General features: G+C 36.5%; 19 protein-coding genes. 8 read left to right on the forward strand and 11 right to left on the reverse strand.

Going from position 1 to position 26,947, the window contains the following annotated elements:
• Positions 1-30: 30 nt before the first annotated feature.
• The 8 genes from ACKTTZ_RS05610 to ACKTTZ_RS05645 form a co-directional block, all read right to left on the reverse strand.
• Complete coding sequence (locus tag ACKTTZ_RS05610; RefSeq protein ID WP_034692898.1) at positions 31-1,899, reverse strand: GEVED domain-containing protein; 1,869 nt, start codon at positions 1,897-1,899, stop codon at positions 31-33.
• A 347-nt stretch (positions 1,900-2,246) separates the two neighbouring features.
• Positions 2,247-3,707 (reverse strand): IMP dehydrogenase, encoded by a 1,461-nt coding sequence (gene guaB / locus ACKTTZ_RS05615; protein ID WP_034692896.1) that lies wholly within the window; start codon positions 3,705-3,707, stop codon positions 2,247-2,249.
• A 240-nt stretch (positions 3,708-3,947) separates the two neighbouring features.
• Positions 3,948-4,451, reverse strand: a complete 504-nt coding sequence (locus ACKTTZ_RS05620) for a DUF4252 domain-containing protein (protein ID WP_407847744.1) — start codon at positions 4,449-4,451, stop codon at positions 3,948-3,950.
• An 11-nt stretch (positions 4,452-4,462) separates the two neighbouring features.
• Positions 4,463-5,749: a DUF4252 domain-containing protein gene (locus ACKTTZ_RS05625; RefSeq protein ID WP_407847746.1), complete on the reverse strand. Its 1,287-nt coding sequence runs from the start codon at positions 5,747-5,749 to the stop codon at positions 4,463-4,465.
• Between the two features lie 16 nt (positions 5,750-5,765).
• Positions 5,766-6,455 carry a hypothetical protein gene (locus ACKTTZ_RS05630; RefSeq protein ID WP_407847748.1) on the reverse strand — a complete coding sequence of 230 codons (690 nt, stop codon included), beginning with the start codon at positions 6,453-6,455 and terminating at the stop codon, positions 5,766-5,768.
• Positions 6,430-6,939, reverse strand: coding sequence for an RNA polymerase sigma factor (locus ACKTTZ_RS05635; RefSeq protein ID WP_253318012.1), 510 nt, complete (start codon positions 6,937-6,939; stop codon positions 6,430-6,432). Before ACKTTZ_RS05635 ends, ACKTTZ_RS05630 begins: the two co-directional genes overlap by 26 nt.
• A 99-nt stretch (positions 6,940-7,038) precedes the next feature.
• On the reverse strand, positions 7,039-8,199 hold the full coding sequence (locus ACKTTZ_RS05640; RefSeq protein ID WP_407849141.1) for a GlmU family protein: 1,161 nt from the start codon (positions 8,197-8,199) through the stop codon (positions 7,039-7,041).
• 98 nt (positions 8,200-8,297) lie between these two features.
• Entirely contained in the window at positions 8,298-8,549 is a 252-nt protein-coding gene (locus tag ACKTTZ_RS05645) for a type B 50S ribosomal protein L31 (RefSeq protein ID WP_002976190.1), read from the reverse strand.
• A 184-nt stretch (positions 8,550-8,733) separates the two neighbouring features.
• On the opposite strand from ACKTTZ_RS05645, the gene ACKTTZ_RS05650 reads away from it, so the two are divergent.
• From ACKTTZ_RS05650 to ACKTTZ_RS05670, 5 genes are all read left to right on the forward strand, one after another.
• The gene (locus ACKTTZ_RS05650) at positions 8,734-10,143 is read left to right on the forward strand and encodes a hypothetical protein (RefSeq protein WP_407847751.1); all 1,410 of its coding nucleotides are present in this window, start codon (positions 8,734-8,736) and stop codon (positions 10,141-10,143) included.
• The gene (locus tag ACKTTZ_RS05655) at positions 10,143-10,469 is read left to right on the forward strand and encodes a nucleotide pyrophosphohydrolase (RefSeq protein ID WP_034692883.1); all 327 of its coding nucleotides are present in this window, start codon (positions 10,143-10,145) and stop codon (positions 10,467-10,469) included. The genes ACKTTZ_RS05650 and ACKTTZ_RS05655 overlap by 1 nt, the downstream gene beginning before the upstream one ends.
• 70 nt (positions 10,470-10,539) lie before the next feature.
• Positions 10,540-11,763 (forward strand): 3-phosphoshikimate 1-carboxyvinyltransferase, encoded by a 1,224-nt coding sequence (locus ACKTTZ_RS05660; protein ID WP_407847753.1) that lies wholly within the window; start codon positions 10,540-10,542, stop codon positions 11,761-11,763.
• A gap of 240 nt (positions 11,764-12,003) precedes the next feature.
• Positions 12,004-12,687 carry a hypothetical protein gene (locus ACKTTZ_RS05665; protein WP_407847755.1) on the forward strand — a complete coding sequence of 228 codons (684 nt, stop codon included), beginning with the start codon at positions 12,004-12,006 and terminating at the stop codon, positions 12,685-12,687.
• A gap of 260 nt (positions 12,688-12,947) precedes the next feature.
• The gene (locus tag ACKTTZ_RS05670; RefSeq protein ID WP_034693225.1) at positions 12,948-13,931 is read left to right on the forward strand and encodes a phosphatidylinositol-specific phospholipase C; all 984 of its coding nucleotides are present in this window, start codon (positions 12,948-12,950) and stop codon (positions 13,929-13,931) included.
• Between the two features lie 224 nt (positions 13,932-14,155).
• Here ACKTTZ_RS05670 and ACKTTZ_RS05675 read toward each other — a convergent pair whose 3' ends face one another.
• The 3 genes from ACKTTZ_RS05675 to ACKTTZ_RS05685 form a co-directional block, all read right to left on the reverse strand.
• Positions 14,156-15,982 (reverse strand): alkaline phosphatase, encoded by a 1,827-nt coding sequence (locus tag ACKTTZ_RS05675; RefSeq protein ID WP_253318055.1) that lies wholly within the window; start codon positions 15,980-15,982, stop codon positions 14,156-14,158.
• Between the two features lie 123 nt (positions 15,983-16,105).
• Complete coding sequence (locus tag ACKTTZ_RS05680; protein WP_407847758.1) at positions 16,106-17,614, reverse strand: RagB/SusD family nutrient uptake outer membrane protein; 1,509 nt, start codon at positions 17,612-17,614, stop codon at positions 16,106-16,108.
• A 26-nt stretch (positions 17,615-17,640) separates the two neighbouring features.
• Positions 17,641-20,529, reverse strand: a complete 2,889-nt coding sequence (locus ACKTTZ_RS05685; RefSeq protein ID WP_407847760.1) for a SusC/RagA family TonB-linked outer membrane protein — start codon at positions 20,527-20,529, stop codon at positions 17,641-17,643.
• A gap of 396 nt (positions 20,530-20,925) precedes the next feature.
• Between ACKTTZ_RS05685 and ACKTTZ_RS05690 the strand changes: the two genes are divergently transcribed.
• The 3 genes from ACKTTZ_RS05690 to ACKTTZ_RS05700 all read left to right on the forward strand — a co-directional run bounded on the left by ACKTTZ_RS05690 (position 20,926) and on the right by ACKTTZ_RS05700 (position 26,936).
• A complete protein-coding gene (locus ACKTTZ_RS05690; protein WP_407847762.1) occupies positions 20,926-21,714 on the forward strand; it encodes an SDR family oxidoreductase in 789 nt (262 codons plus the stop codon).
• Positions 21,715-21,863: 149 nt separating this feature from the next.
• The gene (locus tag ACKTTZ_RS05695; protein WP_407847764.1) at positions 21,864-23,468 is read left to right on the forward strand and encodes an autotransporter assembly complex protein TamA; all 1,605 of its coding nucleotides are present in this window, start codon (positions 21,864-21,866) and stop codon (positions 23,466-23,468) included.
• A gap of 327 nt (positions 23,469-23,795) precedes the next feature.
• A complete protein-coding gene (locus tag ACKTTZ_RS05700) occupies positions 23,796-26,936 on the forward strand; it encodes a SusC/RagA family TonB-linked outer membrane protein (protein ID WP_407847766.1) in 3,141 nt (1,046 codons plus the stop codon).
• The last annotated feature ends 11 nt before the right edge of the window (positions 26,937-26,947 follow it).

The following is a 26,947-nucleotide window of genomic DNA, read 5'->3' on the forward strand; positions in this document are numbered from 1 at the left end:
ACATTTGTATTTATTTAGATGATATTCAATTTATTTGATGATCAACTTAGAAGACTTACTGTCTTTTCCATTAGAAACCTGAATCATATAAACTCCTTTTTCTAATTGCTGGTCTACTTTGAAAACTCCATTTCCTTCTTCAGATACAGATGGGCTTGATACCAATCTTCCTGACATATCAGAAATAGAAACTTTCAGATTCTTACCATTTTTAGCTTTAATGAAGATTTTATCTCCGGTTGCTACCGGGTTAGGATAAACAGTTAAGTCACCATTATCAGCTTTTACTTCACTTGTTCCTAAGTTGGTAACAAATTTTACAGTATAATCTTCAACCTGGCCATACATCAGCTGTCCACAAGGTGTCATATTAGGGTTCTCATCATCTACAAGCACTCTCATTCTTAGAGGAGTATTCAATACTACTGAAGCAGGCGCTGTAATGGTAGTACTGTAAGTACCTATTAAAGTAACCGGATCTGCAGCAATATTATCAACAGAACCTACAAGTTCAGAAGCTTCAAAAGTACCATTATTATTGTAGTCGATCCATATTCTTACATCATTATTTGAATCTGATACATTTACCTGAAGATTATGAGTACCTGTCGCTGAAAGTTCTGTAGATGTAGCTTTCAAGCAGCTTGCACCTGTATAATCTTCATAAAAACTAGCATTATTCTGCCAAAATCCTGTCGTCGCATTATTAATAGCGCCTAATTTCACTAAAGTTGGCCCCACAAAATAATTAGCCGGATTAGTTACTCCGGTTGGATTACATGTTGCAGCAATAGGAGTTCCTATCGCAGCTGCAGCAGAAGGAGCCGTTGCTCCTAATGAAGTACTAAGCGCCCCTCTCATTAAGAAGAAATAAAGAGCAGCTCTGTCATGTTGTCCATTAGTAAACTTAAATGCCGTTGGGTTTGTATAGTTCATCATATTATACTGTACTCCCTGATAGTTTGCTCCTGTACAATAATTCATATCATTGTTGGTAGGTGCAGGATCATTCAGCAAGCTTCTTGATCTTTCTGTATCGCATACCTGATCATCATCTTTATTACAGTCATTATTAGTCATCGCTGGACAGTAGGTCGTAGAAGTAGTCCCTTGTGGCGGCTGAGCATTAGCATTACCAAAAGTATGAAGTAATCCCATACTATGTCCAAACTCGTGCGCCAAAGTAATATCATCCTGTAAAGTAACTACAAAAGATTTCATAAAGGATTCGTAGTTAGCATCGGCATTTTGAGGCAGTCCTGCCCATCCCATGATACCATATGTTCCACCACCATCTACTTTATTCATGATATAGATATTAAAGTAAGATGCCTCGGGCCAGTGTGGTGCAATGGTTTTTACCTGATCCGTGGTAACACCATTTGCTCCACTACGTTTTACTCCATAAGCATCATAACCTGTAAGAGTTCCTCCGTTATATCGAAGAATCCCCGTAGTGGCATTACAATTAGGATCTCTTTTAGCCAACACCAATTTAATTGGCATTGTAGCAGCATTACCAAAATCTGCAGGAATCCCCTGCGCCCATTGATAAGTACCTGCATACATTTGATTACAATGATCCAACCAAGCCTGAATTTGTGCATCACTCTTATTGTAAGCTGTACCAATAGCGGCACCGGTAGGTGCTATTATGTGTACTACCACAGGAATTTCGTAAACTCCATTTACAATTTTGTATGCACTTCCATTTTTAGCAGCAGTATTTTGATTACCGCTAATAATTTTGTTACGGATATTACGAATCATTTCATCAATTTCCGCATTCTGTTTTTGGTGTACTCTCTGCTCATTATCAAAGTCACACCAATCTTTTTTTTGCTGTGCAGATACTGAAAGGGATAGTAACAAAGCCCCACAAAGGATAGTTTTCTTCATTTCACTAATTTAAAAAATTAAACAATTTACAAATATACTGCCTTTACATCTTAACTCGTGACATTCACAACCAAAACAAGCAATAAATTTAAAATTTATTACAGTTAGTAGAAAAAACTTAACTATTGTTACATTTAAATTAAAAAATAAAATTAACACCAAACCCAATAGAAGTAATTTTATTTATATTATAATTAAAAAAAATAGAAAAATAAAAACGAATCAATAATTTAAAAAACACACAATTGAAAATTAACACCCTATCAACCAAATTATTAAAATAAAATCATAAAATAAAAAAACCGCACAAATTGTGCGGTTTTTCATATTTAAATTCAATTATAATTTTATAAAGAATAATTCGGAGCTTCCTGTGTAATAATTACATCATGCGGGTGAGATTCTTTCAATCCGCTTCCAGTAATCATAACCAATTTTGAGTCTCTTTGAAGGGTTTCAATATCTTTTGCACCACAGTATCCCATTCCGGCTCTTAAACCTCCTGTCAATTGGAAAATAACATCTTCCAGCTTTCCTTTATGTGGAACTCTTCCTTCAATTCCTTCCGGAACGAATTTTTTAGCTTCACTTTGGAAATATCTTTCTTTACCACCTCTCTTCATTGCTGAAAGACTTCCCATTCCCTGGTAAGACTTGAATTTTCTTCCCTGGAAGATAATTTCTTCTCCCGGAGCCTCATCTGTACCTGCTAAAAGTGAACCTAACATTACAGCACCTGCACCACTAGCGATAGCTTTTACAATATCTCCGGAAAGTTTGATCCCTCCGTCGCCAATTACTGCTACATTTTGAGATTTAGCATATTCATAAACGTTATAGATAGCAGATAGCTGAGGAACTCCTACTCCGGCAACTACTCTGGTTGTACAGATAGATCCTGGACCTACTCCTACCTTCAATACGTTTGCTCCTGCTGCAATAAGATCTTTTGCTGCATCTGCTGTTACAATATTCCCTCCCACAATATCAAGGTTAGGATATGCTTTTCTGATTTCTGAAATTTTATCTAAAACTCCTTTAGAATGACCATGTGCAGAATCGATCGCTACGATATCAACTCCTGCCTGTACTAAAGCCTCAATTCTCGTTAATGTATCTTCTCCTACTCCTACTCCTGCTCCTACGATAAGACGACCATTTTCATCTTTATTAGCATTAGGGTACTCCAACTGATTATCAATATCCTTGATAGTAATTAAACCTACAAGTTTGTTATCTTTATCTACGATAGGAAGTTTCTCAACTCTGTTCTTAAGAAGGATTTCTTTTGCCTTTTCAAGATTGGTATCTTTGTCTGAAGTGATCAGATTTTCTTTGGTCATGATCTCTTCTACTTTCATATCAAGATTTTCCTGATATTTTACATCTCTGTTGGTAATAATTCCGATCAGGACATTATCGGGATCTACTACAGGAAGACCGGAAATCTTATATCTTGACATCAGATCTTTAGCTTCACCTAAAGTATGATCTTTAGATAAAGTAACCGGATCAGAGATCATTCCGTTTTCGGAACGTTTTACTCGGTTTACCTGAGCTGCCTGCTCAGCGATTGTCATGTTTTTGTGGATAAATCCTAACCCTCCAACTCTTGCTAAAGCAATTGCCAGATCAGCTTCAGTAACAGTGTCCATCGCAGCGGAAACTATCGGAACATTCAGCGTGATTTTGTCGGTAAGTCTTGATTTTAATGAAACCTGGTTAGGTAAAACTTCTGAATAAGAAGGGACTAGAAGAACGTCATCGAAAGTGATGGCTGTCTCTACAATTTTGTTATGAATAGACATCTTTACTTTCTTTGCAAAATTAGGTTATTTTAGTGAGATATGAAAATCCTTTTTGATAGTTTAAATAAAAATTAATAATCAATAACTTAAATCAAAAAACCGTCCTTGTATCAGAACGGTTACGGTACAAAATAATTGAATAAGTTTGAAACTACTTTATTTATATGTTAAATATGAACATTGAAGGTCTAATTATGAGGTTTCCATTTTCATCCAGTTTGAATATTTGAGATGATATGATTATTTATCAGAAACAGAATTAATCATTTTTGAAATATCATTAGCCGTAAAGCTTCCTTTTATATCTACAAATACCATTTCATTCTTACCGGAACCTACGGTGATCAGCATATTTTTAATGGTCTCCCCATCCTGCTTTACACGTATTTCGATATCATCCCCATCATGTTTTATGCTTGCCCATTCTTCATAATGGTTATTATTTAAAAACTGGGCATAATCATTAAGCATTTCTTTGTTTCCGTTTGTTATGGTAAGAACTTTTATTTTTGAAGCTTTCTTTACAAGATTCACAGTTTCCTCACTTTCTCCTCCTTCTCTTAGAGCTTTTTTAATATAAGATTTAGCAAGAACCATCGGAACGTTAATACTCGCAAACTGAACTCCTTCAGAATTATATTTAGCATTCCGGAAAAAATCTATGTTGGGTTTTTCTGAAACAATACACGACTGAAGCAATCCCATAGTCAGAATCGTGAGAAAAATGTGTGTAAGAGTTTTCATAGTTTAGTTTTTTATTTGATTTGTCTGAAGCTTCCTCCTGAAATTTTATCTACTTTGGCATCCAGCTCAGGGTTTCCTTTCAGTTTTACATCAGCTCCTGAAGAAACGCTTACTTTTAACTTATCTGTAACGAGTAAGGAAAGACTTGCCCCTGAAGTAGATTCTGCTACAGCTGTAGCGATCTTAAGGTCGTCTGCTTTACACGAAGCACCACTGCTGGTATCTATTACGGCAGAAACCGCTTCTCCTGATAAATGCACACTTGCTCCGCTTGAGGTATCCAAGGCCAGTTTATGTGTTGTAAGCTCAGCGTTCAGAACAGCACCAGAGCTCACTGTAACAGCTGCTGCCTGTCTCGCATTGAAAGTTCCTTTGATAATGGAACCTGATTCCGCATCAATCTCCATGCTATTTTCATTAACGGGATTCACCGCTGTAAAAACACTTCCCGATGACGCTTTTATACTCTGAAGATTAGGAGCAGAAACGTTCACATTCAGATTTTTAAATCTCAGATTTCGAACGCCTTTATTGTCTACATATATTTTTAATACTCCGTTTTCTACCTTGGTAATAACATACTGAAGCTTATCTGCGTCTGCAATTACTTTTACACTTCTGTTATTCTCCTGCTTGAAAGTAACATTTACGCCTACACTGGCATCTATTTTTGAAAACTCACCTACATTTCTGTTGTCACCATTCAGATAAGAAGAAGTATTATCTGAAGTAAGGCTGCTTCTCATAGAACTTGTCATTGTAGAAGTAGTTGTTTCACCGGAATTAATGATCTTATTAACATCTGACAGTTTCATTTTTCCGTTAAGAATAAAAATAATATTCTCTTCTTTGGAATCTACGTTAAAAACCAGATTTTCCAGATAGTTGTCTTTTTCATCTCCGGCAAGGAATTTCATGGAAGTTCCGTCACTGCTCATAGACATCAGCTCATTGAAGTTGAGGGAGTTTAAAGCCTGGTTTATTCTCTCTGTTTTATCTTCATTCATTTTTATATTCGCAAGATTCTCATCTTTTAGGCGATCCGGGAATGTAATTTTAGGAATAATCAGGATCTTAAGCCCCTCTACATCATTCAGGATTGGTTTTATCTTTCCGATATAGGCATCATTAACATCAATGGTGTTCAGCAGTTTGAACATCGGTTTTTTGATGTTGATAGAGGTTACTCTTCCTTTTTTTTCAAAATCCTGAAAAAGCCTGTCTAATTTCTCAGTCTGTGCAGAATACGTTGCAAAGCTGCTTAGCATTATAGCTATTATAAAAAATATTTTTTTCATGAGATTGTTCTGATTTTTAATATTCGCTGTCAAGATTTTCATTTTTCTGGGAAGATGCTACTGTTTTTTTAAATTCACTTCCTAATTTCATAAAGGAATATCTGGTAACATCCAGGGCTTCTTTTTCGCTGCTGATTCTTTTTCCATTTACAATGACATAAGAGTCATTGTAAGCTGCTGCAGAATCATTTAAATTTTTACTGGGGTAAGAAGAGTTATCAACATATCTAGGTTTTCTTTCTTTTTTAAGTCTTCCTCTTTTTGGCAGAATTTCATCCATTACATCTTTTTCTGCTACCTGGTTATCCTGAAATACAGAATCTTTTTTCACTCCGGAAATAGAGTCTGTATGATTCACTGCAACCTGTTCCTGATGATCACTGTTTTCTTCAATAAATCCGGACTTCTGCTTTAAGATTTCATCTTTCACCAGTTTTTCTCTGTCCTGAGCATCTGCTGTTCTTGAATTATTATCATTCAGAAATAAGCCGATACCGAAAACCAGCATTACACTGGCGGCCATCCAGAACCATTTGGGAAAGGAGGGCTTTTTCTTTTCTTCCAGTGGAATAACAGGAGTCGTATTCTGTTCAGATTCCTTGCCTTCTGCAGTCTGAAGAAAATCTTCAAAGCTCCAGTCCATTTTCTCTTCCTTAATTTCCCGGAAGACCTCGTTGTATTTATCTTGTAATTGATCTTTTTTCATAGCTCATCAGTTGTGAGATTTGTTCTTTTACTTTTTGTCTCGCACGCATCAGGTTTACCCTGACTGCATTTTCCTCCATTTCCAGCATTTCAGAAATTTCGGAAACATCATACTCTTCTACATCTTTCAAGTGGATGACCAACTTCTGTTTTTCGGGGAGCTGATTGATAAATCCTATAATATGTTCCTTAAGATTATCAACCTCCATACTGTAAAGCTCCGACCGGTGAAGCTGCATATCCGCAAAGCCGATCTTTACATCATGATGCTTCAGGCGGTTCAGGCATTCGTTCCGGACAGACTTCAGCGCATAGGATTTAAAGTTCCCGAATTGCTCAAGCTCATCCCTCTTCTGCCAAAACTTCATCATGAGATCCTGTACCACATCTTCTGCTTCATCACTGCTCATAACAAACCGCTTCGCAAAACGATACATCTCGTCTTTGAGAATAAACACCGTATTCTTGAAAGTTTCTTGGGTCATGAGTTTTGTTTCTTATAGGTAAGACAATTACTATTACTTATCTATTACATCAAAAATAAAAAAACTTCAAAAAAATTGAAGTTTTTTATTATAATTATATTAATACGTATTAAAAATATGTTTCAGAATCGCCTTATCTTCTTCTGTTAAAGCCACTTTTCTTCTCGCCATGGCTCTTTCTGCCACTTCATATACTTTATCCAGTTTGAACCTTTCATCGTCTTTCAATCCGCCCCATGAAAAGTTTTCTACAAGGTTAGGTGGAAAGCCTGGTTTGAAGATATTGGAAGCAACACCAATTACCGTTCCTGTATTCAATTGGGTATTGATAGCCGTTTTGGAATGATCCCCTACAATCAAGCCCGCAAACTGCAAGCCTGTATCTTCAAACACTTTGGTTCTGTAGTTCCACAGTTTTACATGACTGTAATTATTTTTAAGATTGGAAGAATTGGTATCAGCACCGAAGTTACACCACTCCCCAATCACAGAGTTTCCAATAAAACCCTCGTGTCCTTTACTTGTATATCCGAAAATGATAATATTATTCACTTCACCACCTACTTTACATTGAGGACCGATAGTAGTAGCTCCGTAAATTTTAGATCCAAGATTAAATTTGGAATCTTCTCCTAATGTAATAGGTCCACGCAAATGGCACCCTTCCATTATCTCTGCATTTTTTCCAATATAAATTTTTCCTGTTTTAGTATTCAGAGTGGAAAATTCAATTTCCGCACCTTCTTCAATAAACAGGTCTTTTTTATCTCCTAAAAATCCATTGGTGGAAGATAGCTCCTGTGAAGTTCTTCCTTTAGTAAGCAGTTCAAAATCAAAATCAATTGCGTGATGGTTATAAGAAAACAGATCTTTCGGTCTTTTGAAGAAAATAAGTTCTTCCTTAATATCCGTCATTTTTTCAATCTGATTCAGAGAAAAACCTTTCATATTGATTTTAGCAGCAATAAGTTCATCTTCATAAACCAATGCTTCCCCTTGCTTAAGATCTTTAATCTGTTGAATTACAGTTTCTGTGGGAAGGAAATTGGGAACTAAAAAAAGACTTTCTTTTTCCTCCGGACTTTTAAATTTATCCTGAAGATACATTTCTGTGAAGTAGGTTACCTCAGTATTTTCAAGAATCTTCTGCCATCTTTCGGAGAAGGTAAGAATTCCGCATCGCATTGCTGCAACCGGGCGTGTAAAAGTAAGCGGAAGAAAGTCTTCCCAATATTGTGCGTCTGAAAATACCAATTGCATCATTCAGTTTTTAAGTTTAAGGTTTCAAGATCAACAAATTTACAATAAAAAAAGTCTTCCAAAAATTGGAAGACTTTAATATTTTAAATGTATAAAAATTACTTAGCGAATTTTTTATACTTGTTCATGAACTTATCAACTCTACCTGCAGTGTCAACTAGTTTTACTTTACCAGTGTAGAAAGGGTGAGAAGTTGAAGAGATTTCCATCTTGATTAGAGGATACTCTTGTCCTTCGTACTCGATAGTGTCTTTTGTTTCTGCAGTAGACTTGCAAAGAAACACCTCGTCGTTACTCATATCTTTGAAAACAACAAGTCTATAATTTTCTGGGTGGATTCCGTTTTTCATAATACTATTTTTAAAAAAATTAAGTTTGCTTTCGAAATAGTAATGGATATTTCTCTGCTAAATTTTAGGTTGCAAAAATACAACATTTTTTCTAAATTCCAAATACTGAATTCAATATTTTTTTATTGATAAGAAATTCAAAGTATTTTCGTTAAATTTGGAACTTACTTAAACTTTAATTTCAATGAAATTCAAATTATTACTGGCTTTTTCCTTCTGGATGTTACTTGTAGCAGTATCATGTAATAAAGATGACATAACGTTTGACAGTCCTTCCCAGGAACTCCGCTTCTCAAGAGATACGGTATTTTGTGATACGGTATATCACCAAGTACGTTCAGAAACTTATGTTGTAAAAGTATATAATAATGAAGATAAGGATATCATGATCCCAAGAGTGAACCTTGAAAAAGGAGCTGCTTCATTATATAGAATCAATGTAGATGGAAAACCTGGATATGATTTTAAAAATGTTCCTTTAAGAAAGAAAGACAGCCTTTATATTTTTGTTGAAATTGCCCCGGAAGCTACAGGACCGGAAGCCATTGCAGAAGACAAAGTTCTTTTCACAAGCCCTGCCGGACAACAGCATGTGACCTTATTCTCTGTAGTTCAGGATGCTGAATTTTTCATTCAGACGCCTGGTAACCCGAATGTAATTACCAGTTCCACTGCATGGAATAATAATAAAGCAAAAATCATCTACGGAAATCTGACCATCAATCCAAGTGTAACTCTTGATATCAACGCCGGAACTAAAGTTTATTTCCATAAAAACAGCGGAATGAAAGTTTCTTCCGGAGCGGTCTTAAATATCAACGGTACTCAGGCCAATCAGGTTATTCTTCGTGGCGACAGAAATGATCCTTATTATGATACGATTCCTAAAAACTGGAATTCTATTAAAATGGAAGCCAATTCTACTCTTAAGATGAACCATGCAAGACTTTTCGGAGGAACGAGAGGACTGGATATGAAGCAAACCAATGCTACCATTACCAATTCCTTCATCCACACTTTCTTTGAATATGGAATTTATGCTGTAGGTTCTACCGTGAATGCCAACAACCTTGTGATGAACAACTGCGGTTTATCCTGTGTAGGGATTTTCCTGGGTGGAAAACACAGCTATACTCATGCTACCATTGCAAACTATTCTAAAACAATGAGTTCTTTTGACAGAGCAGGAATTTTTGCCGCCAATGAATGGAAAAATGATGCCGGACAGACACAACAGGGAGCTTTACAGCAGCTTGATATTAAAAACAGTATCGTCTATTCTGACAGGGATGATGCTGTTCATTTTGAACAAACCCCGGGACAGCAGTTTGAATTTTTACTTCAAAATTCATTAATAAAATATACCAGTGCAACAGGAGCAGGTTTCACTTTTGATAACAATCCGAATGTGATACAAACGGTGAAGAATGCAGAGCCTCAGTTTGTGAATTACTTTATGGCTAAGATGAATTTAAGAGTAAAACCTGGTTCACCAGCTCTTGGAAAAGGAAATACAGCGGTAGCAGCAACGGTACCTTTTGATATTGTGAATGTATCCAGAACGACCACCCCAACTTTAGGAGCTTATCAATAATGGAAATTACTCAGTTACAGCAGCAGGTAGATGAATGGATCAAAACCATTGGGGTAAGATACTTTAATGAACTTACCAATATGGCGATGCTGACAGAAGAAGTAGGCGAAGTAGCAAGAATCATTGCCAGAAGATATGGTGAACAAAGCGAAAAGGAAAGTGATAAGAATAAAGATCTTGGTGAAGAACTTGCAGATGTGCTTTTTGTAACATTATGTTTAGCCAATCAAACCGGAGTCAATTTACAGGACGCTTTCGACAGAAAAATGAAAATCAAAACAGACCGTGATAAAGACCGGCATCAAAACAACGAAAAATTGAAATAATAATAAATGATGAGTTATAAATAATACATAAATTTGTAACTCATTATTTTTTAAGATAATGTAGATCATAATGAAGCTAGAAAAATCAAAATTAGTAGGTAATAAAACAGTACAGATCAGCGGTTCGAAAAGTATTTCGAATCGTTTATTGATTCTGGAAAGTCTGTTTAACAATATAAAAATCGGGAATTTATCCAATTCTCAGGATACTCAGTTGCTGAAAAAAGCTTTATCTGAGAATACCGATGTGGTAGATATTCATCATGCGGGAACGGCAATGCGTTTTCTTACTTCTTATTATTCTATTCAGGAAGGAAAGACTACTATTCTTACAGGTTCGGGAAGAATGAAGGAAAGACCGATCAAAAATCTGGTAAGTGCTTTGAGAGATCTTGGAGTTGAAATTGAATATATGGAAAACGAAGGATTTCCTCCTTTAAAAATTACAGGGAGAAAAATCACTCAGACTTCTGTGAATGTTCCTGCCAATATTTCAAGCCAGTTTATCACTTCTCTGCTCCTTATCGCAGGAAAACTTGAAAACGGATTGGTGATTAACCTTGTAGGTGATGTTACTTCAAGATCTTATATTGAAATGACACTTGACATCCTGACCAGATTTGGAATCCAAAGCAGTTTTGAAGGAAATACCATCAAAGTAGAACCTTTTACTCCTGAGAATGATGCTGAGGTTGTACATTATGAAGTGGAAAGTGACTGGAGCTCGGCTTCTTACTTCTACTCTATCTGTGCATTGGGAAGAGAAACGATTCATCTGAAAAGTTTTTACAAAGAATCCACACAAGGAGATTCCGCCATTGCTAACATTTATGAAAAGTTCTTCGGGATCAAAACTACATTCTCAGAAGATGAGCATCAGCTAACGCTTGAACCTCAGCCTGATTTTTCTTTCCCGGAAAAAATTGTTCTGGATATGAATGACTGTCCGGATATTGCACAAACCCTTTGTGTAACGGCAGCCGCTTTAAAAATTCCTTTTGAGATTTCCGGATTGGGAACCTTAAGAGTAAAAGAAACCGACAGACTTCTTGCTTTATATAATGAGCTTAAAAAGCTGGGAACGGAAACAGAAATCACAGATTTAACCATTCAATCCATCAGTTTTGGAGAAGCTGAAAATGATATTTCGATTAAGACCTATCAGGATCACAGAATGGCGATGAGTTTTGCTCCGTTCAGTCTGATTAAGGAACTTAATATTGAAGATGAAGATGTAGTAGAAAAGTCTTATCCAATGTTCTGGAAAGATCTTGAAAGCATACTGACTCATTAATGTCATAAGAATGTGGTAATTTGAAATTGATTTTTTATTTCGGATTACCACATTTTCACATTGAAGCTGTTTAAAGTTATATCTATTAAAACCATTAAGAAGAATTGAAGAAATAAAGTTTAGTTAAGATGAATCATTCTGATTTTTAAGCTTAAAAGCAAAGCTCATCTTAATACTCTCAACACTTTAATACAATCTTAATGTTTCAAAAACAAAAGTTTAAACAAGTTGAATATAATAATGATGAAACCTTTCTTTTCCTTTTTGATTGTCTTAGCTGTTTCAAGCTTATCTGCTCAGAATCTGAAAAACTTTTCAGTTCCGAAAGGATATACTCAGATTGCACAAACCAAAGGTGATCTTGACAAAGATGGAAAAGAGGAAATTGTATTGGTATTTGACACCCATATAAAAGCATCAGACGACCGAAATCTGGAAGGTACTGCTGATTACAAAAGAGTTTTCTATATTCTGAAAAATGACAATGGCGGATTAAAAGTATGGAAGGAAAACTCCAGCATTCTTTTTTCAAGCGGAACCGGATTCTATCCTTCAGACAATACGCTTCAGGTCACCATAAAAAATAACAGTCTTCATATTGGGCAAACGTTCTTTACCAATTCAAGACATACTCAGAAATACAAACATACTTTCAGATTTCAAAACGGAGATTTTTATCTGATCGGATCTCATGATCATTTTGAAGATACCTGTGATTTCAGCTTCACCAATGAAATCAATTTTTCTACAGGCAAAGTTATTATTGACAGAGAATATTCATCCTGTGATGATGATGCCAAAATCCCTGAAAACACTCACAAAGAGTTTACTCACAAACTTCAGAATTTGATCAAAATGAATGATTTTAAAATAGGGGAACATAAGTTCAAGATTCCCGGCTTGAATGAGGATTTTGTTTTTTAAGAGGGAAGATTGATGCTGGATGCTGGAGGTTACTGTTTGACGGTTAATCTATGATAGCAGCTTTTATTGTAAATACTTTCTCTTTAAAATCGGAGTACTCTTTAACTATTAACAACTTCTCCTCTTCCATCCTCCAGCTTCAAGCTTCCTAGCTTTATAGCAACTTAATCATCTCTTAAAGTTAAATTAACTCCTAGTGCTTTGATATATTCTTATTTTTAAGCTACTTTAAAAATAAAAAAACTATGTTCAAACAAAGCATGAAACGTATGACAGCGATCACTCTTGGAGTGGTTACTGCATCTGTCTTTTTTTCCTGTTCCAATGACAGCCTTATGGAAAGAGACTCTAATGAAAACAGTTTAGCTACTTTAGCAAAAACGAATAGTAGAGCTTCTTTAGCACCTATCGAAATGAACAGCTGGATGTCCGGTCTTCAGGATAACATTTCCCTTTCAAAAATCTCAATTCCCGGAACTCATGATTCCGGAGCACGTGTAGATGCCCCTGTTGTATCAGGTACGGCTAAAACTCAAAACCTCAGCATCGCAGAACAACTGAATGCAGGAGTTCGTTTTCTGGATATACGTTGCAGACATATTGATAATGCTTTCACCATTCATCACGGAGCGATTTACCAAAATCTGAATTTTGATGATGTGCTTAATGCATGTTATGCATTCCTTAACAGCCATCCATCAGAAACAATTATCATGTCTGTAAAAGAGGAATATGATGCTTCCAATACCACCAGAAGTTTTGAACAGACTTTTGATTCTTATGTGCAGAAAAATCCTTCTAAATGGGATCTTGGTTCAAATATTCCTACGCTAGGTTCTGTTAGAGGAAAAATCAAATTATTAAGAAGATTCTCTTCAGGAGCAACCAAAGGAATCAATGCTTCACCATGGGCAGATAATACTACTTTTGACATCAACAATTCCGGGGTGCAGTTAAAAGTACAGGATTATTACAAAGTAACTAATAATGACGATAAGTGGAATGGAATTTTCAACCTTCTTAATGAAGCCAAAAATGATACGAATGGTAAGCTTTTCGTGAATTTCACCAGCGGATATAAACCTGGAATCTTCGGTATCCCAAGTATTCCTACGGTATCCAATAATATTAATCCAAGACTTAAAACATTCTTCCAGTCGAATACTCAGGGATCATTCGGTATAATGCCAATTGACTTTGTGAATGCTGAGCTGTCTGAATTAATCGTTAAGACGAATTTCTAAATTATTATTTGTTAGATATACTCAAAGGCTGTCTCTCTTGTTGAGGCAGCCTTTTTGAATTTTATTCATATTTTATCTCTCGCAGATTTTGCAGATAATGCAGATTAACTCAAGCATCTGCTTAATCTGTAGAATCTGCGGGAGCTTTAAATTAATTCATAAAAAAAGACTGCTTCAAAAACGAAACAATCTCTCTTTGTAAAAGTAAAAGTATAAATCAAAAGCTATTTCTTAATTCCGTAAGCAGCCAGTATTTTGTTGAAAATCTCCGTATTTTCGAACAACCCTGTGAATTCTTTTGAATTGGGCCCGTAAGCAAAAACACTTGACGGAATAGAGGTATGATCATTCGTACTGAAGTTTCCGAATATCCAGCCATCTTTCAAACTGCCATCCAAAAGGGTTAATCCTCCGGTTTCATGGTCACCCACCACAATCACTAAGGTTTCTTTATTTTCATCAGCAAATTTCATGGCTTTCCCTACCACATGGTCGAAATCCAGTAATTCTGTAACCAGTTGCTCAATATTGTTGCTATGACCGCCTCCATCAGTCTGGGAAGCTTCAATCATCATGAAGAATCCGTTTTTATTATTCTTTAAATCATTTAAAGTAAGATCAAAAGCATCTGCCAGCCAGTTTCCTCTTCCATTGGTGATTCTTTGTGAAGCCAAAGGATCAATAACCAATGTACGGTTATTAATTTTCGTTACTGATTTCAAATCGTGATACAAATCTATTTTCGCTTCTTTGAATTTCTGTAGGTTATCCTGAGACAATCCGCTTGTAGGACCTCCAATCAGTATTTTTGTTTTTGAAGCAGCAAAATCTTTTAAAATAGGCTCTGAACTGTTTCTGTTATCCGAATGAGCATAGAAGTCTGCTGGGGTAGCATCCGTAACATCACCTGTGGAAATCAAGCCGGAAGTCATTCCTTTTTCAGCGATGATATCAGGAATTTGTGCTAATGCTTTTCCCATATGGTCTACTCCTACAAAAGTATTTTTAGTTTTTACACCCGTTGCAAAAGCTGTAGAACCCGGTGCAGAATCTGTAATGTAGGCGTTGGATGAATTGGTTTTGGAAAGCCCTGTGGATTTCATATTGAAAACATTCAGTTTTCCTTTGTTCGCTGTAAAGGCTGCATAATATTGTGGTAAAGAAGTTCCGTCCGGAATAAGGAGGATGATATTCTTTACCTTTTTCTCCACACCGTCTGATTGATAAGTTGGAGTATAAGTGGCATATTCCTTTGTATTCTTATAAAAGTTTTTCGGAATCGTGTTCATAAATTTTTTTAGATCCGGAATATGATCAGTGTTGATATAATCTACTCCTAAATCCATCAGATTTACCCAGGCATTCGGGAAATCCGGAGCTCCATAAAAACGAACAGGTTTCTGCTGAGCATGGGCTTTGTCTACAGCAGTTTTGATTTTTTGTGTTTCTTCATCCCTTGGAATTCCTTTTCCGTTCCATTTTACCAGTCCCGGAAGATCTGCACTGAACATTCCTACTCTTTTCAACTGATCTGCAGAATAGGTTTTATCAAGATCTCCATCAAAATAAAGATAACTTGGATAATTTTTAAAATCTGCAGGCTGAGGTCTTCCTCCGGTAATGACAATTTTAATTCCGGAATTTCCGGTAATCTCCGGATACTTTTCCAGCGTACTCACCAAAGCTGCCAGTGAAGTTTTATAGTCTTGTTTTATATCAATCAGTAATTGAAGTTTCTTACCTCCATCAGGATAAATATTCCCTTTGTTGAGTTTAATCTGTTTAGAAATATTATCGAGGTAAAGATTTTCCAATGTTCTGTCTGCAGAAAGTTCCTTTTCGGTATGCGCTACCCAAAGCTTTCCTTTTACCAGAAAAACATCTGCCTCGATAGAACCAAAGTTAGCATAATAAGCCTGCCAGAATGGGATCTCCTGCATGTAATCATTATGAGAATGTGCATTCCCTACGTTATAATTCAAATAATTCTGTGCCTGATTTTCAGAAAAAACAGCAAGGGCTAATACAGCCCATATTTTTGATAGTTTCATTCGTATATCGTTATTATTTTATAGGTCAGATGAAACGACCTATCTCCATACCTTTGAAAAAACTATATCACCACAGAAGGTTCTGTAATGATATAGTGACTTATATATAAAAAGATTAAAATTTTACCAGCCCTCATTCTGTTTAATGATCCCGTGACTGTTTACGATTTCAGCCTGTGGAACTGCCCAAACATTATGTACAGCTGGATTAAAGTTTCTTGCTGCCCAGACTACCTGTCCATTGATACCGTGCAGAGGCTTCGCATACGCTGCCTGCGCATCTCCCCAACGTACAAGGTCTCTGTGTCTGTCTGCCCATTCACCCGCCAGTTCACAACGTCTTTCATGTTTCAGATCAGCCAGTGTACATCCGTTTTTCGCAGGTAAGCCTGCACGTGCTCTGATCATATTGATTTCCTGGTCTGCAGATTTTCCTTGCATCAATGAAGCTTCTGCTTTGATCAAGATCACCTCAGCATAACGCATAATCGGAACGGCAAGGTCTGTACACGGATAATCTCCGTTGGCACTTACGTGACCACTTTTCAGCTCATATTTGAAGGCATCCATATATTTATTGAACTGATATCCGGTAAGGGAATTGGTAGAAGCGTATGTTCTTTCTTTTCCGTTAAAGGTAAATTTGTCTCCTATTTTAAGAATGGTAGCACTTCTTCTAAGGTCTCCGGTTTCATATTCATCAAACAATTCCTTAGTCGGTTGGAAGTATCCCCATCCGTTATATTCTCCCCATCCTTTGTTTTCAAGCATTACTCCCGGAAGAATACTTCCCCAGGCTGTAAACTTTGTAGTTCCAGGGATTGACCAGATATATTCTGAGCTGTAGTTATTTTCGGATTTAAAAACATCTGCGAAATTACCTAATAAGGCTCTGTTTCCTTTGGTCATTACTTCATTAGCCCAGAATTCTGCATTTTTCCAGTCTTTCATAAACAGATATACTTTTGCTAGCAATGCCCAAGCTGCCGCTTTATGAGGTCTTCCGTAATCCTTTGCAGGAAGTTCTGCCTGTGTAGGTAATAATTCAGCAGCTCTTTTCAGGTCGTTCACAATGTAAGTATAGTTTTCCATAACGTTAGCCGCTCTTGGAATCGGGTTGGTATCCGGATCTTTTGAACGGTCTATGATCGGAACTCCAGCTTTTTCATTTCCGTAAGAATAAGCCAGTTCAAAATACATTCTGCTGCTCATGAACAAAGCTTCTCCGAGGTATTTATTTTTAGTAGCCTGTGAAGTCTGAATATTATCAACATTACGGATCACACGGTTGGCTACTCCAATAACGTTGTATCTTTTGTTCCATTGGGTTTCAAGATCTCCTGCTGCGATATAATTACTGCTAAAGTTTTTGGCATTATCGGCCTCACTTTTAGCTCTTCCCGTTACCATATCATCACTGGCATTGATAAACCAGAACAGCCCTCTTCCATAAAATTCACCATCGAATAAAGGTTTGTACATAGCATTGGCTCCTGTAATCAAGTCATTTTCCGTTTTCCAGAAACTGGCTTCCGTAGGGGTTCCTTCCGGCTGAACATCCAGTTCTCCCGTACATGACAGAAGCATCACTGATATTCCTGATACTAACAATATTTTGTTGAAAAATTTCATTTCTTTTACTTTTTGTTGGTTAAAAATTATAATCCGACCTCTATTCCAAAGATGAATGAGCGTGCCTGAGGATATCTTCCGGTATCAACACCGTAAGAGTTCATCCCTACTTCAGGATCGAATCCTGTATATTTCGTTATGGTAAACAGGTTGTTGGAAGTCATATATATTCTTACTTTGTTTACATCTAGTTTCCTGTACAATTCTTTTGGTAATGAATACCCGATGGTAAGGTTCTTCAGTCTTAAGTAAGATCCGTCTTCCACATAGAAATCTGATACTTTGGAATAATTACCACTTGGGTCACCGTGTACCAGTCTTGGAATATCAGTATTGGTATTCTGTGGAGTCCATGCGTTCAGGATATCTCTGTCCATATTATAATTCTGTCCTGTTCCACCTGGGTTCAAAGAAATGAACTTCATCCCGTTGAATATTTTATTTCCGTAAACGCCCTGGAAGAATAAGTTCAGATCAAAGTTTTTCCAGGTCATGTTATAAGAGAATCCGTAAGAAAACTTAGGGTATGGACTTCCAAGATTGACGAAGTCATTATTATTAAGCACTCCTGTATTTCCTTCTTTCTTCAGGAATTTAATATCTCCCGGTTTAGCATTCGGCTGGATAAGATTTCCGTTGGCATCTTTATAATTGTTGATTTCTTCCTGAGTCTGGAAAATCCCTCCGGTCTTATACCCATAGAAAGAATACAGAGGATCTCCCACTTTCACACGGGTTGGCTTTAATACGCCTCTTACTCCGTTATCATTGATAAAGATCTCATCTACATTGGCAAGTTGCTTCACCGTATTTTTTAGTTGACTCATTGTTGCTCCCACTGAGAACGTAAAGTCATCTGAAATCACCTTGTTGTAATTGATTCCCAATTCGTATCCTTTATCCTGGAATAATCCGGCATTCACATACTGATTATTATACGTTGCTGTACTTGGCAAGCTTACATTGAAGATCTGATCTTTGGAATTCTTTACGAAATAATCAAACTGTAAGGAAAGGCTGTTGTGAAGAAATGAAGCATCTACCCCAAAGTTGGTCTGCTCAGATTTTCCCCATTTCAGATCGGGATTCGGACGTGTGGTTGCGTAATAAGCAATATTCTGAGAAGGATCCTGTCCAAAAATAACATTATTATCTCTGGTCATTAATGGATTCACAGCTTGAGGTGAAATTCCTCCAAGATTCCCCAGAATACCATAGCTTCCTCTTAATTTCAGACTTGACAGCCATGAAATCTCCTTCATAAAGTTTTCTTTCGAAACCACCCATGCACCGGAAACCGCATAATAATTCGCAAATCTGTTCTGTTTTGCTACGAGTGACGAACCATCACGTCTTCCCAATAAACTTACAATATACTTTCCTGCATAGTCGTAGTTTACTCTCGCCAGGTAAGAAACCAAAGATTGTTTGAATCTGTAACTGGAAACATCTTTATTGGTATCCGCAGCATTCTGAAGATGTTGGAAAACCTCAGCTTCACTTCTGAAATCATATGATTTTGCCACAAAACCATCGTCAATTGTTTTCTGGAAAGTAAAACCTCCAAGGAAATCAAAATTATGTTTTCCTGCTGAAATTTTATACGTCAACAACTGCTCAGCAAGCGCTGTAGATGAATTATTGGATTGATATTCTAAATTATTGGTATCAAAAATTTTTCCTACTTCCAACACTCTGTACGTAAAGTTCTTTACATCCCCCAATTTAAACGTCTGGGAGAAATTGGAACGGAATTTTAAATCTTTTGCTAATGTAATTTCAGCATAAGGGTTGATTAAAATCTCGTGGGTAGGGTTTCTGATGCTGATTCTTTTAAGGTAAGCTACAGGGTTGATCATATCTCCATATCCACCTGCTACATCTATCGGAAGTCCTGAAAATGCACCACTCGGTGTATACACAGGAACATTTGGCGGATAATACATGGCAGCAACCAAAGCTCCTGTATAGCCACTCTTGGTATCTGCTGTGTTTCCGTCAGAGTAATTATAGTACATATTTTCTCCGATCGTCAGCCAGTCTTTTACTTTATGTTCAGAATTGACTCTGAAATTATATCGTTTTGCCTGAGTATTCAATAAAATTCCTTCCAGATTTCTGTGATTCATTCCCACAAAATATCTGGATTTTTCACTTCCTCCACTCAGATTTACATTGTATTCCTGAATAGTTCCTGTTCTGAAAATTTCTTTCATCCAGTCTGTTCTGGTAATTCTTCCGTCCGGATATTGATTAGGATTAAAAGCCATAGGTAAGCTTCCCAGTTTCCCGGCATTTTCGTAGGCCTTGTACATCACGTCCTGAAATTCCGCTGCATTCAGAGATTCTTTCAGTCTCCATGCCTGGTTTACTCCGTATTTCACATCAAAATCTACCGTTAGATTTCCTTTTTTCCCTTTTTTAGTGGTAATAAGAATAACCCCTCCGGAAGATCTTGCTCCGTAAATAGCTGCAGAAGCATCTTTAAGTACAGAAATATCCTGAATATCGTTGGGATTAATAGAAGGAGTTCCGTTGAAAACTACTCCATCCACTACATACAGAGGAGTTTCTCCATTGATTCCTCCCAAACCACGAATATTTACCTTAGGTGCTCCGTTAGGATCTCCACCCTCGTTCACTACAGTTACTCCGGGAGCTTTACCCTGAAGAACTTCTCCTACTCCGGACAAAGATCTGGAAGTAAGCTTATCCAGTGAAGCCTCCGAAACAGCTCCGGAAACTTTACTTTTTTTCTGTGTTCCATATCCAACCACAACAATCTCGTCGATGGATTTTTCTTTTAAGCTGTCTTTTTTCTGAGCGAGGAACATCGGTGAAGCTGATATTGCACCAATAAGTAATACCCTTCCCGTTAAATACGTTACGGATACAGGGATTTTAAATACATTCATGATCTCCTTTTTGATTAGGTGCAAAATTAGAACAGCCTGCTCCCACACCTCATTAAGGTTTTCTTATGTTTTTATTAAGAAATTTTAGCTTTTTTAAGATGCTATCCACTACAAATAAAATTAAACAACTGTTTTTCAATTATTTACATAATTAAAAGTAATCATTCCTCAAATAATCCATGCATGATTGAGATTAACTTTATTTTAAGTTTATCATCAAATCGGGACAATAGATGAAGAAATCATTAAAAATTATTTCAGGAATAATAAATAACTGAGTTCATTTTTCTTTTTTTACATTTGCTGAAAATAGATTTTACTTTTGAACACAGACCTTTAAAAACGTCTCATTGCCATCAGAAGAAAAATAAAAACATTAAAAATCATACGAATTCAATGACCATCATTATTACAGGAACCTCATCAGGAATAGGGTTTGCATTAGCCGAATATTTTGGTAAAAAAGGACATAAAGTATACGGATTAAGCAGAAAGCATACAGAAAGCCAATACTTCAAATCTATCCCCACTGATGTGACAGACAATACAGCAGTTCAAAATGCTGTAGCTGAGGTTTTAAAAACAGAAACTAAAATTGATGTTCTGATCAATAATGCCGGAATGGGAATGGTAGGTGCCGTAGAAGATTCTACCAAAGAAGATATTCTGAAACTTTTCAGTCTGAATCTTGCCGGACCTGTACAGATGATGAGTGCCGTTCTTCCCAACATGCGTGAACATAAATTCGGAAAGATCATCAATGTTTCTAGCATCGGAAGTGAAATGGGGCTGCCTTTCCGTGGATTTTATTCGGCTTCCAAATCTGCATTGGATAAAGTAACCGAAGCGATGAGGTATGAAGTATACCCATGGAATATTGACGTTTGTTCTCTTCACCTGGGAGATATTAAAACCAATATTGCAGACAACAGAGTGATTGCACAGGTTTCTCAACCTTATAAAAATGTTTTTGACAAAGTGTATGCGCTGATGAATTCTCACGTAAATGACGGAACAGAGCCTTTGGAAGTAGCAGAATATATTGAAAAACTTTTAGCAAAAAATAAATGGAAAGCTCATTATTATTTTGGTAAATTCGGGCAGAAAATAGGAGTTCCTTTGAAATGGATTCTTCCACAGGGAACTTATGAGAATTTGATGAAAAAATATAATAAACTGGATTAGTTTCAGTTGTATAAAAAGCTATTTGATAATAAAATTTTAAACCATTAAGAAGAATTAAGTTGTAAAGGATTATTAAGATAAGCTTCGCTTTAAGTTTTATCATAATTACGCTTAATTTTATCACTTGTCTGGTGTAGATACATTTGGGATTGAAACTGTTTCTGAAAATATTTTTTGTACTGTTCTGCGTTTTCACACAAGCGCAGAAAAAGCAGTATTGGCTTATTGACACAGAAACTAAAGTCAGAAAAAAAGTAAAAGATTCTACTTCTGCCGTAAAATTTCTGGATTCTTTAGCTCAAAGTAATTATTTCTTCACGAAACTGAAAGACGTAAAAGTAAAAGGTGACAGCACAGAAATTTTCTATGATAAAGGAAAAAATTTCAATGAAACTTATGTAAACCTTACAGATTCTTTGGTTCAAAAATTAAAAATTCAGAAAGATTTTTTTACTAAAAATTTAGACTCCACCAAGAAAAGTATCAACAAAACCTATATTGATGAAGGGTATTCTTTCAGTAGAATCAAATCTAAATACAAAGGGCAGAAAAATGGCTATCCGATTGTAGAACTTGACATCAACAAGAATGATAAAAGAACGATCAATGGGTTTGTGGTAAAAGGATACGAAAAAGTTCCCAAAAGATTCATCAAAAACCTGGAAAAGGAGTTCAAAGGCAAAAACTATGATGACAAAAACCTTTTAGCCATCAACAAAAACTTTCAGAGTCATCCTTTTCTAACCCTTGAACGGCAGCCACAAACTTTATTTACGAAAGATTCTACCAGTATTTACCTGTTTCTGGAAAAGAAAAAGACAAATACTTTCGATGGGGTCATTGGTTTTGGAAATGACAAAAGCTCAAAGTTTACGTTAAACGGAACCATGAATGTCAATTTCAGGAATATGTTCAATGGTTTTGAAACGGTCAATTTGTACTGGCAGAGAAACCCGGATAAGGGACAGAATTTCGATCTTCGGGTGGACATTCCGTACCTGTTCAAATCGAATATCGGGATGGATACGAAAGTAAATATCTACAGACAAGACTCAACGTTTGCCAATGTAAAATTCCTTCCTGCCTTTTATTACCATATCAATAACCGAAATAAAATCGGTTTGAGAGCGACTCTGGAAACCTCTACTATTATTGATACGTTATACGTTCAGGGAAAAGATTATAACAAAAAAGGGATCGGGATATGGTATGAAATGACAGAACCCACTGATATTGATCTTTTTCTTTACAAAACAAGGATCAATGCCGGATATGATTTCTTAACAACTACCTATTCTAAAGATAATATTAAAGCCAATCAAAATCAGTTTTATTTCTTTGGAGAGCACAATTACCACATTTCCGGAAACCATTTCCTGAACATCAAAGCAGAGGGTGCCATGATGGATTCTAAAATAGAGTTTTCTGCCAATGAATTATACCGTTTCGGAGGTTGGAATTCTATGCGGGGATTCAATGAAAATTCTCTCGCCGCTGACTTTTATTATTATGGAAGTCTGGAATATCGGTATCTGATCGGCAACCAGGCCTTCTTTGACGTCTTTGGACAATACGGACAGCTTAATAATAAATCTTTAAATGTAAAGCCCAAACTCTACAGTGTCGGGCTCGGTTTCAACTTCTTCATTCCTATCGGTCTGATGAGTTTCCAGCTGTCTAATGGTAATGAGTTTGGAAATCCGTTTAAGTTTAATGATATTAAAATCCACTGGGGAATTCTGAGTAGGTTTTAGAAAGAAAAGAAGGAAGTGCTAAGCTGGAGGCTGGAAGTTATCGAAGTCCTGGCTTCACAATCTGTTACTTTCATAAGACGGAAGTTTTTTTCAAAAATTTATTACTGAGGATTTCAAGAAGTAGACACCACCACAATAACCTCCAACATCCCTCTCCCAGCTTCCTATCTATATTTATATAATAAAGCAAAAGTCCCTATACAAAGGACATTTTTCATTTTACTTATTTATTAATTCTTATTGTTAAAAAATATTAAATCGTATTTTTATTTTAATACATCATTAAAGTACTGGTAACAGTGCACTGCTAAATTTGCCTTCAAAAAAATGAAGAAAACTCTAGCCACTTTTGCCGTTTTTTTACTTCCTCTTTATTTTTCTGCTCAGGAAATCAATATTTCAGGAAATGTAAAATCAGAAAACGGTTCTAGTGTTTCCGGTGTGAACATCACCGACAAAAACACAGGAAAGACTGCTACTACAGATGAAAATGGTAATTTCACTATTTCTGCAAACCCCAAAGACATTCTTGAATTTTTTGCTCCTGATTTTTCTGTTTATACCGTTGAGGTTTCTTCCAAAAAACAGTATTCTGTTGTTTTAAAAAAGCCAAACGAAAAGCAGATTGAAGGCGTTGTAATTACCGCTTTAGGTATTGCCAAGAAAAAAGAAAAGATTGGTTATTCTACTCAGGAAGTGGGAACAAAACAATTTGAAACCATTACTACTCCAAGTATTGGAAATTTATTCTCCGGACAGGTAGCCGGATTGAATGTATCCAATCCGACGGGGATGCAACAGGCTCCACAGTTTACGCTGAGAGGAAACTCCAATCTGGTTTTTGTTATTGATGGTGTGATTGTGGAAAAAGAGGTTTTCCAGAATTTAGATCCCAACAATATTGAAAACATCAACGTGTTGAAGGGAGCTACCGCTTCTGCTCTATATGGTTCAAGAGGTCGTTACGGAGCTGTCTTAATCACCACAAAAAATGCTAAGAAGAAAGGATTCTCAGTAGAATTTTCTCAGAATACCATGATTACAGCAGGGTTTACCAACCTTCCCAAAACCCAGACTGAATATGGAAATGGTTCACACGGAAAATATGAATTCTGGGACGGAGCTGACGGCGGAGTGAATGATGGAGATATGATCTGGGGACCAAAATTTGTTCCCGGTTTACAGATTGCCCAATGGAATAGCCCGATCAGAGATAAAGTAACAGGTCAGGTAGTTCCGTGGTATGGAGCCGTGACAGGAACTCAGTATGATGATAAATCAAGATATGAAAGAGTGCCGATTGACTGGAAATACCATGATAACTTAAGTACTTTTTTAAAACCTGCGGTTATCAACAATAATAACTTTGCGATCAGCTATAGAAATAACAAAGATGTATACAGGTTCTCCGGAAACTTCATGAATTATGATGACAGGGTTCCCAATTCTTATCTTCAGAAATACGGGATCAACTTCTCTTCTGAAAACCATCTAGGAGATAAATTAACCTTCGATACAAAATTCAACTTCAACCAGGCGTTTACTCCTAATATCCCCAACTACGATTATAATCCAAGTGGACACATGTACACCATTCTGATCTGGATGGGAGGCGATGTAGATGGAAAAGCATTGAAAAATCATATGTGGATTCCTGGAAAAGAAGGAAGAGCACAAGCCAACTGGAACTATGCATGGTACAACAATCCATGGTTTGGAGCAGAATATTACAAGAATCAGAACAGAACCAATATTATCAATGCTCAGACAGGTCTAGAGTATAAAGCTACACAGGATCTATCGGTAAAAGGGAAAATATCTCTTGTAGAAAACCATAGCAAAACGGAAATTCTGAGTCCTTATTCCTATTTCAATTATGATGCTCCAAGAAGTGGCGGTTATATTTTGAAAGATAATAAAACATGGAATCTCAACTACGATGTTCTGGCGACTTATAAGAAAAAAATATCTGAAAACTTTGATTTTACAATCAATGCAGGAGGTTCTGCTTTCTATTATAAAAATAACAATAATGAAAGGTCTACGGATGGATTAAAAATTCCTGAAGTGTACACCTTCGAAAACTCTATCGGAGCACTTAAAAATTATACCTATTTGAAGGAAAAATTAATTTACAGTGCTTATTCAACAATTGATATCGGATTGTATAATGCTTTTTTCATCAATGTTTCTGGACGTAACGACTGGTCTTCCACACTACCAAAAGCCAACAGATCGTACTTCTACCCTTCTGCTTCCATCAGTGCCGTTATTTCCAACCTGGTAAAAATGCCTGAGTCTATTAATATGTTGAAACTTTCTGCTTCATGGGCGAAAGTAGCGTATGATTTCCAGCCTTATTCCATCAGAAATTATTATCTGAACAATGAGGGAATCACATTCAATGGAAATCCTACTTATTATTATCCAATGACTTTGAACGTAGAAAACTCTTTGAAGCCGGAGCAGACAAAATCTTATGAATTAGGTTTAAGCGCAGGTTTCCTGAATAACAGAATTACTTTCGATGCTACTTATTTCAGAACATTGGATTATAATAATATTCTTCAGTTCCCTGCTGCTGAATCATCTGGTTTCACTTCACAATATGTAAACGGAAACGAATATACCACAAAAGGATTTGAAGTTTCCCTTGGTTTAGTTCCGGTAAAAACTTCTGATTTCAGCTGGAAAACATTAATTAACTGGAGTACTTACGAACAAAAGCTAACTTCTATCTACGATAATATGCCGAACTACAAAAATATTAAGTTAGGCGAAAGAATGGATAGCTATTATGACTATACATGGCAAAAGTCTCCGGATGGAAAAGTAATTCTTGATGCGAATACAGGAATGCCGACAAGAGCCAATGCTCCAAGTAACTTAGGACATTTCAATCCGGACTGGACTTTCGGTTTCAATAACACATTCAAATATAAAAAATTCACTTTAAACATTGGAATTGACGGAAGCATCGGAGGTGTCATGAGATCCCAGGTAGTGGAAAAAATGTGGTGGGGAGGAAAACATCCTAATTCTGTAGCGTACAGAGATCTTGAGTATGCGAATCCGGGAACGTACTATTTTGTACCGGATGGGGTTAACTACAATCCGGCAACCGGGACCTATACTCCACACACCAAAGCAATCAGCTACCAGGACTGGGCACAGAATTATCCATACCGAGCAAGAGTAACACAAGATGAAAGTGAAGAATTTGCTAACGTTTTCGACAGAACTTTCATCAAGCTTAGATCTGTAGTTCTTGAATATGATTTCTCTTCATTACTCAATCCAAGAGGAATGGTAAAAGGTTTCACCGCCAATATTTCTGCCTACAACCTGGCGATGTGGAAAAAATCAAAGAACCTTTATTCTGATCCGGATTTCCAGACAAAAACGGAAAATGATATTCAGGATCCATCCAGCAGATGGTTTGGAATCGGTTTTAATCTTAAGTTTTAACTAAAAAGTAC

It is taken from the genome of Chryseobacterium sp. KCF3-3 (assembly GCF_045865955.1).
Lineage (GTDB): Bacteria > Bacteroidota > Bacteroidia > Flavobacteriales > Weeksellaceae > Chryseobacterium.

Bases quoted from the DNA above. Each gene is read 5' to 3' on its own strand.
- ACKTTZ_RS05610 (WP_034692898.1), bottom strand. From the start codon at position 1,899: ATGAAGAAAACTATCCTTTGTGGGGCTTTGTTACTATCCCTTTCAGTA.
- guaB (WP_034692896.1), bottom strand. From the start codon at position 3,707: ATGTCTATTCATAACAAAATTGTAGAGACAGCCATCACTTTCGATGAC.
- ACKTTZ_RS05620 (WP_407847744.1), bottom strand. From the start codon at position 4,451: ATGAAAACTCTTACACACATTTTTCTCACGATTCTGACTATGGGATTG.
- ACKTTZ_RS05625 (WP_407847746.1), bottom strand. From the start codon at position 5,749: ATGAAAAAAATATTTTTTATAATAGCTATAATGCTAAGCAGCTTTGCA.
- ACKTTZ_RS05630 (WP_407847748.1), bottom strand. From the start codon at position 6,455: ATGAAAAAAGATCAATTACAAGATAAATACAACGAGGTCTTCCGGGAA.
- ACKTTZ_RS05635 (WP_253318012.1), bottom strand. From the start codon at position 6,939: ATGACCCAAGAAACTTTCAAGAATACGGTGTTTATTCTCAAAGACGAG.
- ACKTTZ_RS05640 (WP_407849141.1), bottom strand. From the start codon at position 8,199: ATGCAATTGGTATTTTCAGACGCACAATATTGGGAAGACTTTCTTCCG.
- ACKTTZ_RS05645 (WP_002976190.1), bottom strand. From the start codon at position 8,549: ATGAAAAACGGAATCCACCCAGAAAATTATAGACTTGTTGTTTTCAAA.
- ACKTTZ_RS05650 (WP_407847751.1), top strand. From the start codon at position 8,734: ATGAAATTCAAATTATTACTGGCTTTTTCCTTCTGGATGTTACTTGTA.
- ACKTTZ_RS05655 (WP_034692883.1), top strand. From the start codon at position 10,143: ATGGAAATTACTCAGTTACAGCAGCAGGTAGATGAATGGATCAAAACC.
- ACKTTZ_RS05660 (WP_407847753.1), top strand. From the start codon at position 10,540: ATGAAGCTAGAAAAATCAAAATTAGTAGGTAATAAAACAGTACAGATC.
- ACKTTZ_RS05665 (WP_407847755.1), top strand. From the start codon at position 12,004: ATGATGAAACCTTTCTTTTCCTTTTTGATTGTCTTAGCTGTTTCAAGC.
- ACKTTZ_RS05670 (WP_034693225.1), top strand. From the start codon at position 12,948: ATGAAACGTATGACAGCGATCACTCTTGGAGTGGTTACTGCATCTGTC.
- ACKTTZ_RS05675 (WP_253318055.1), bottom strand. From the start codon at position 15,982: ATGAAACTATCAAAAATATGGGCTGTATTAGCCCTTGCTGTTTTTTCT.
- ACKTTZ_RS05680 (WP_407847758.1), bottom strand. From the start codon at position 17,614: ATGAAATTTTTCAACAAAATATTGTTAGTATCAGGAATATCAGTGATG.
- ACKTTZ_RS05685 (WP_407847760.1), bottom strand. From the start codon at position 20,529: ATGAATGTATTTAAAATCCCTGTATCCGTAACGTATTTAACGGGAAGG.
- ACKTTZ_RS05690 (WP_407847762.1), top strand. From the start codon at position 20,926: ATGACCATCATTATTACAGGAACCTCATCAGGAATAGGGTTTGCATTA.
- ACKTTZ_RS05700 (WP_407847766.1), top strand. From the start codon at position 23,796: ATGAAGAAAACTCTAGCCACTTTTGCCGTTTTTTTACTTCCTCTTTAT.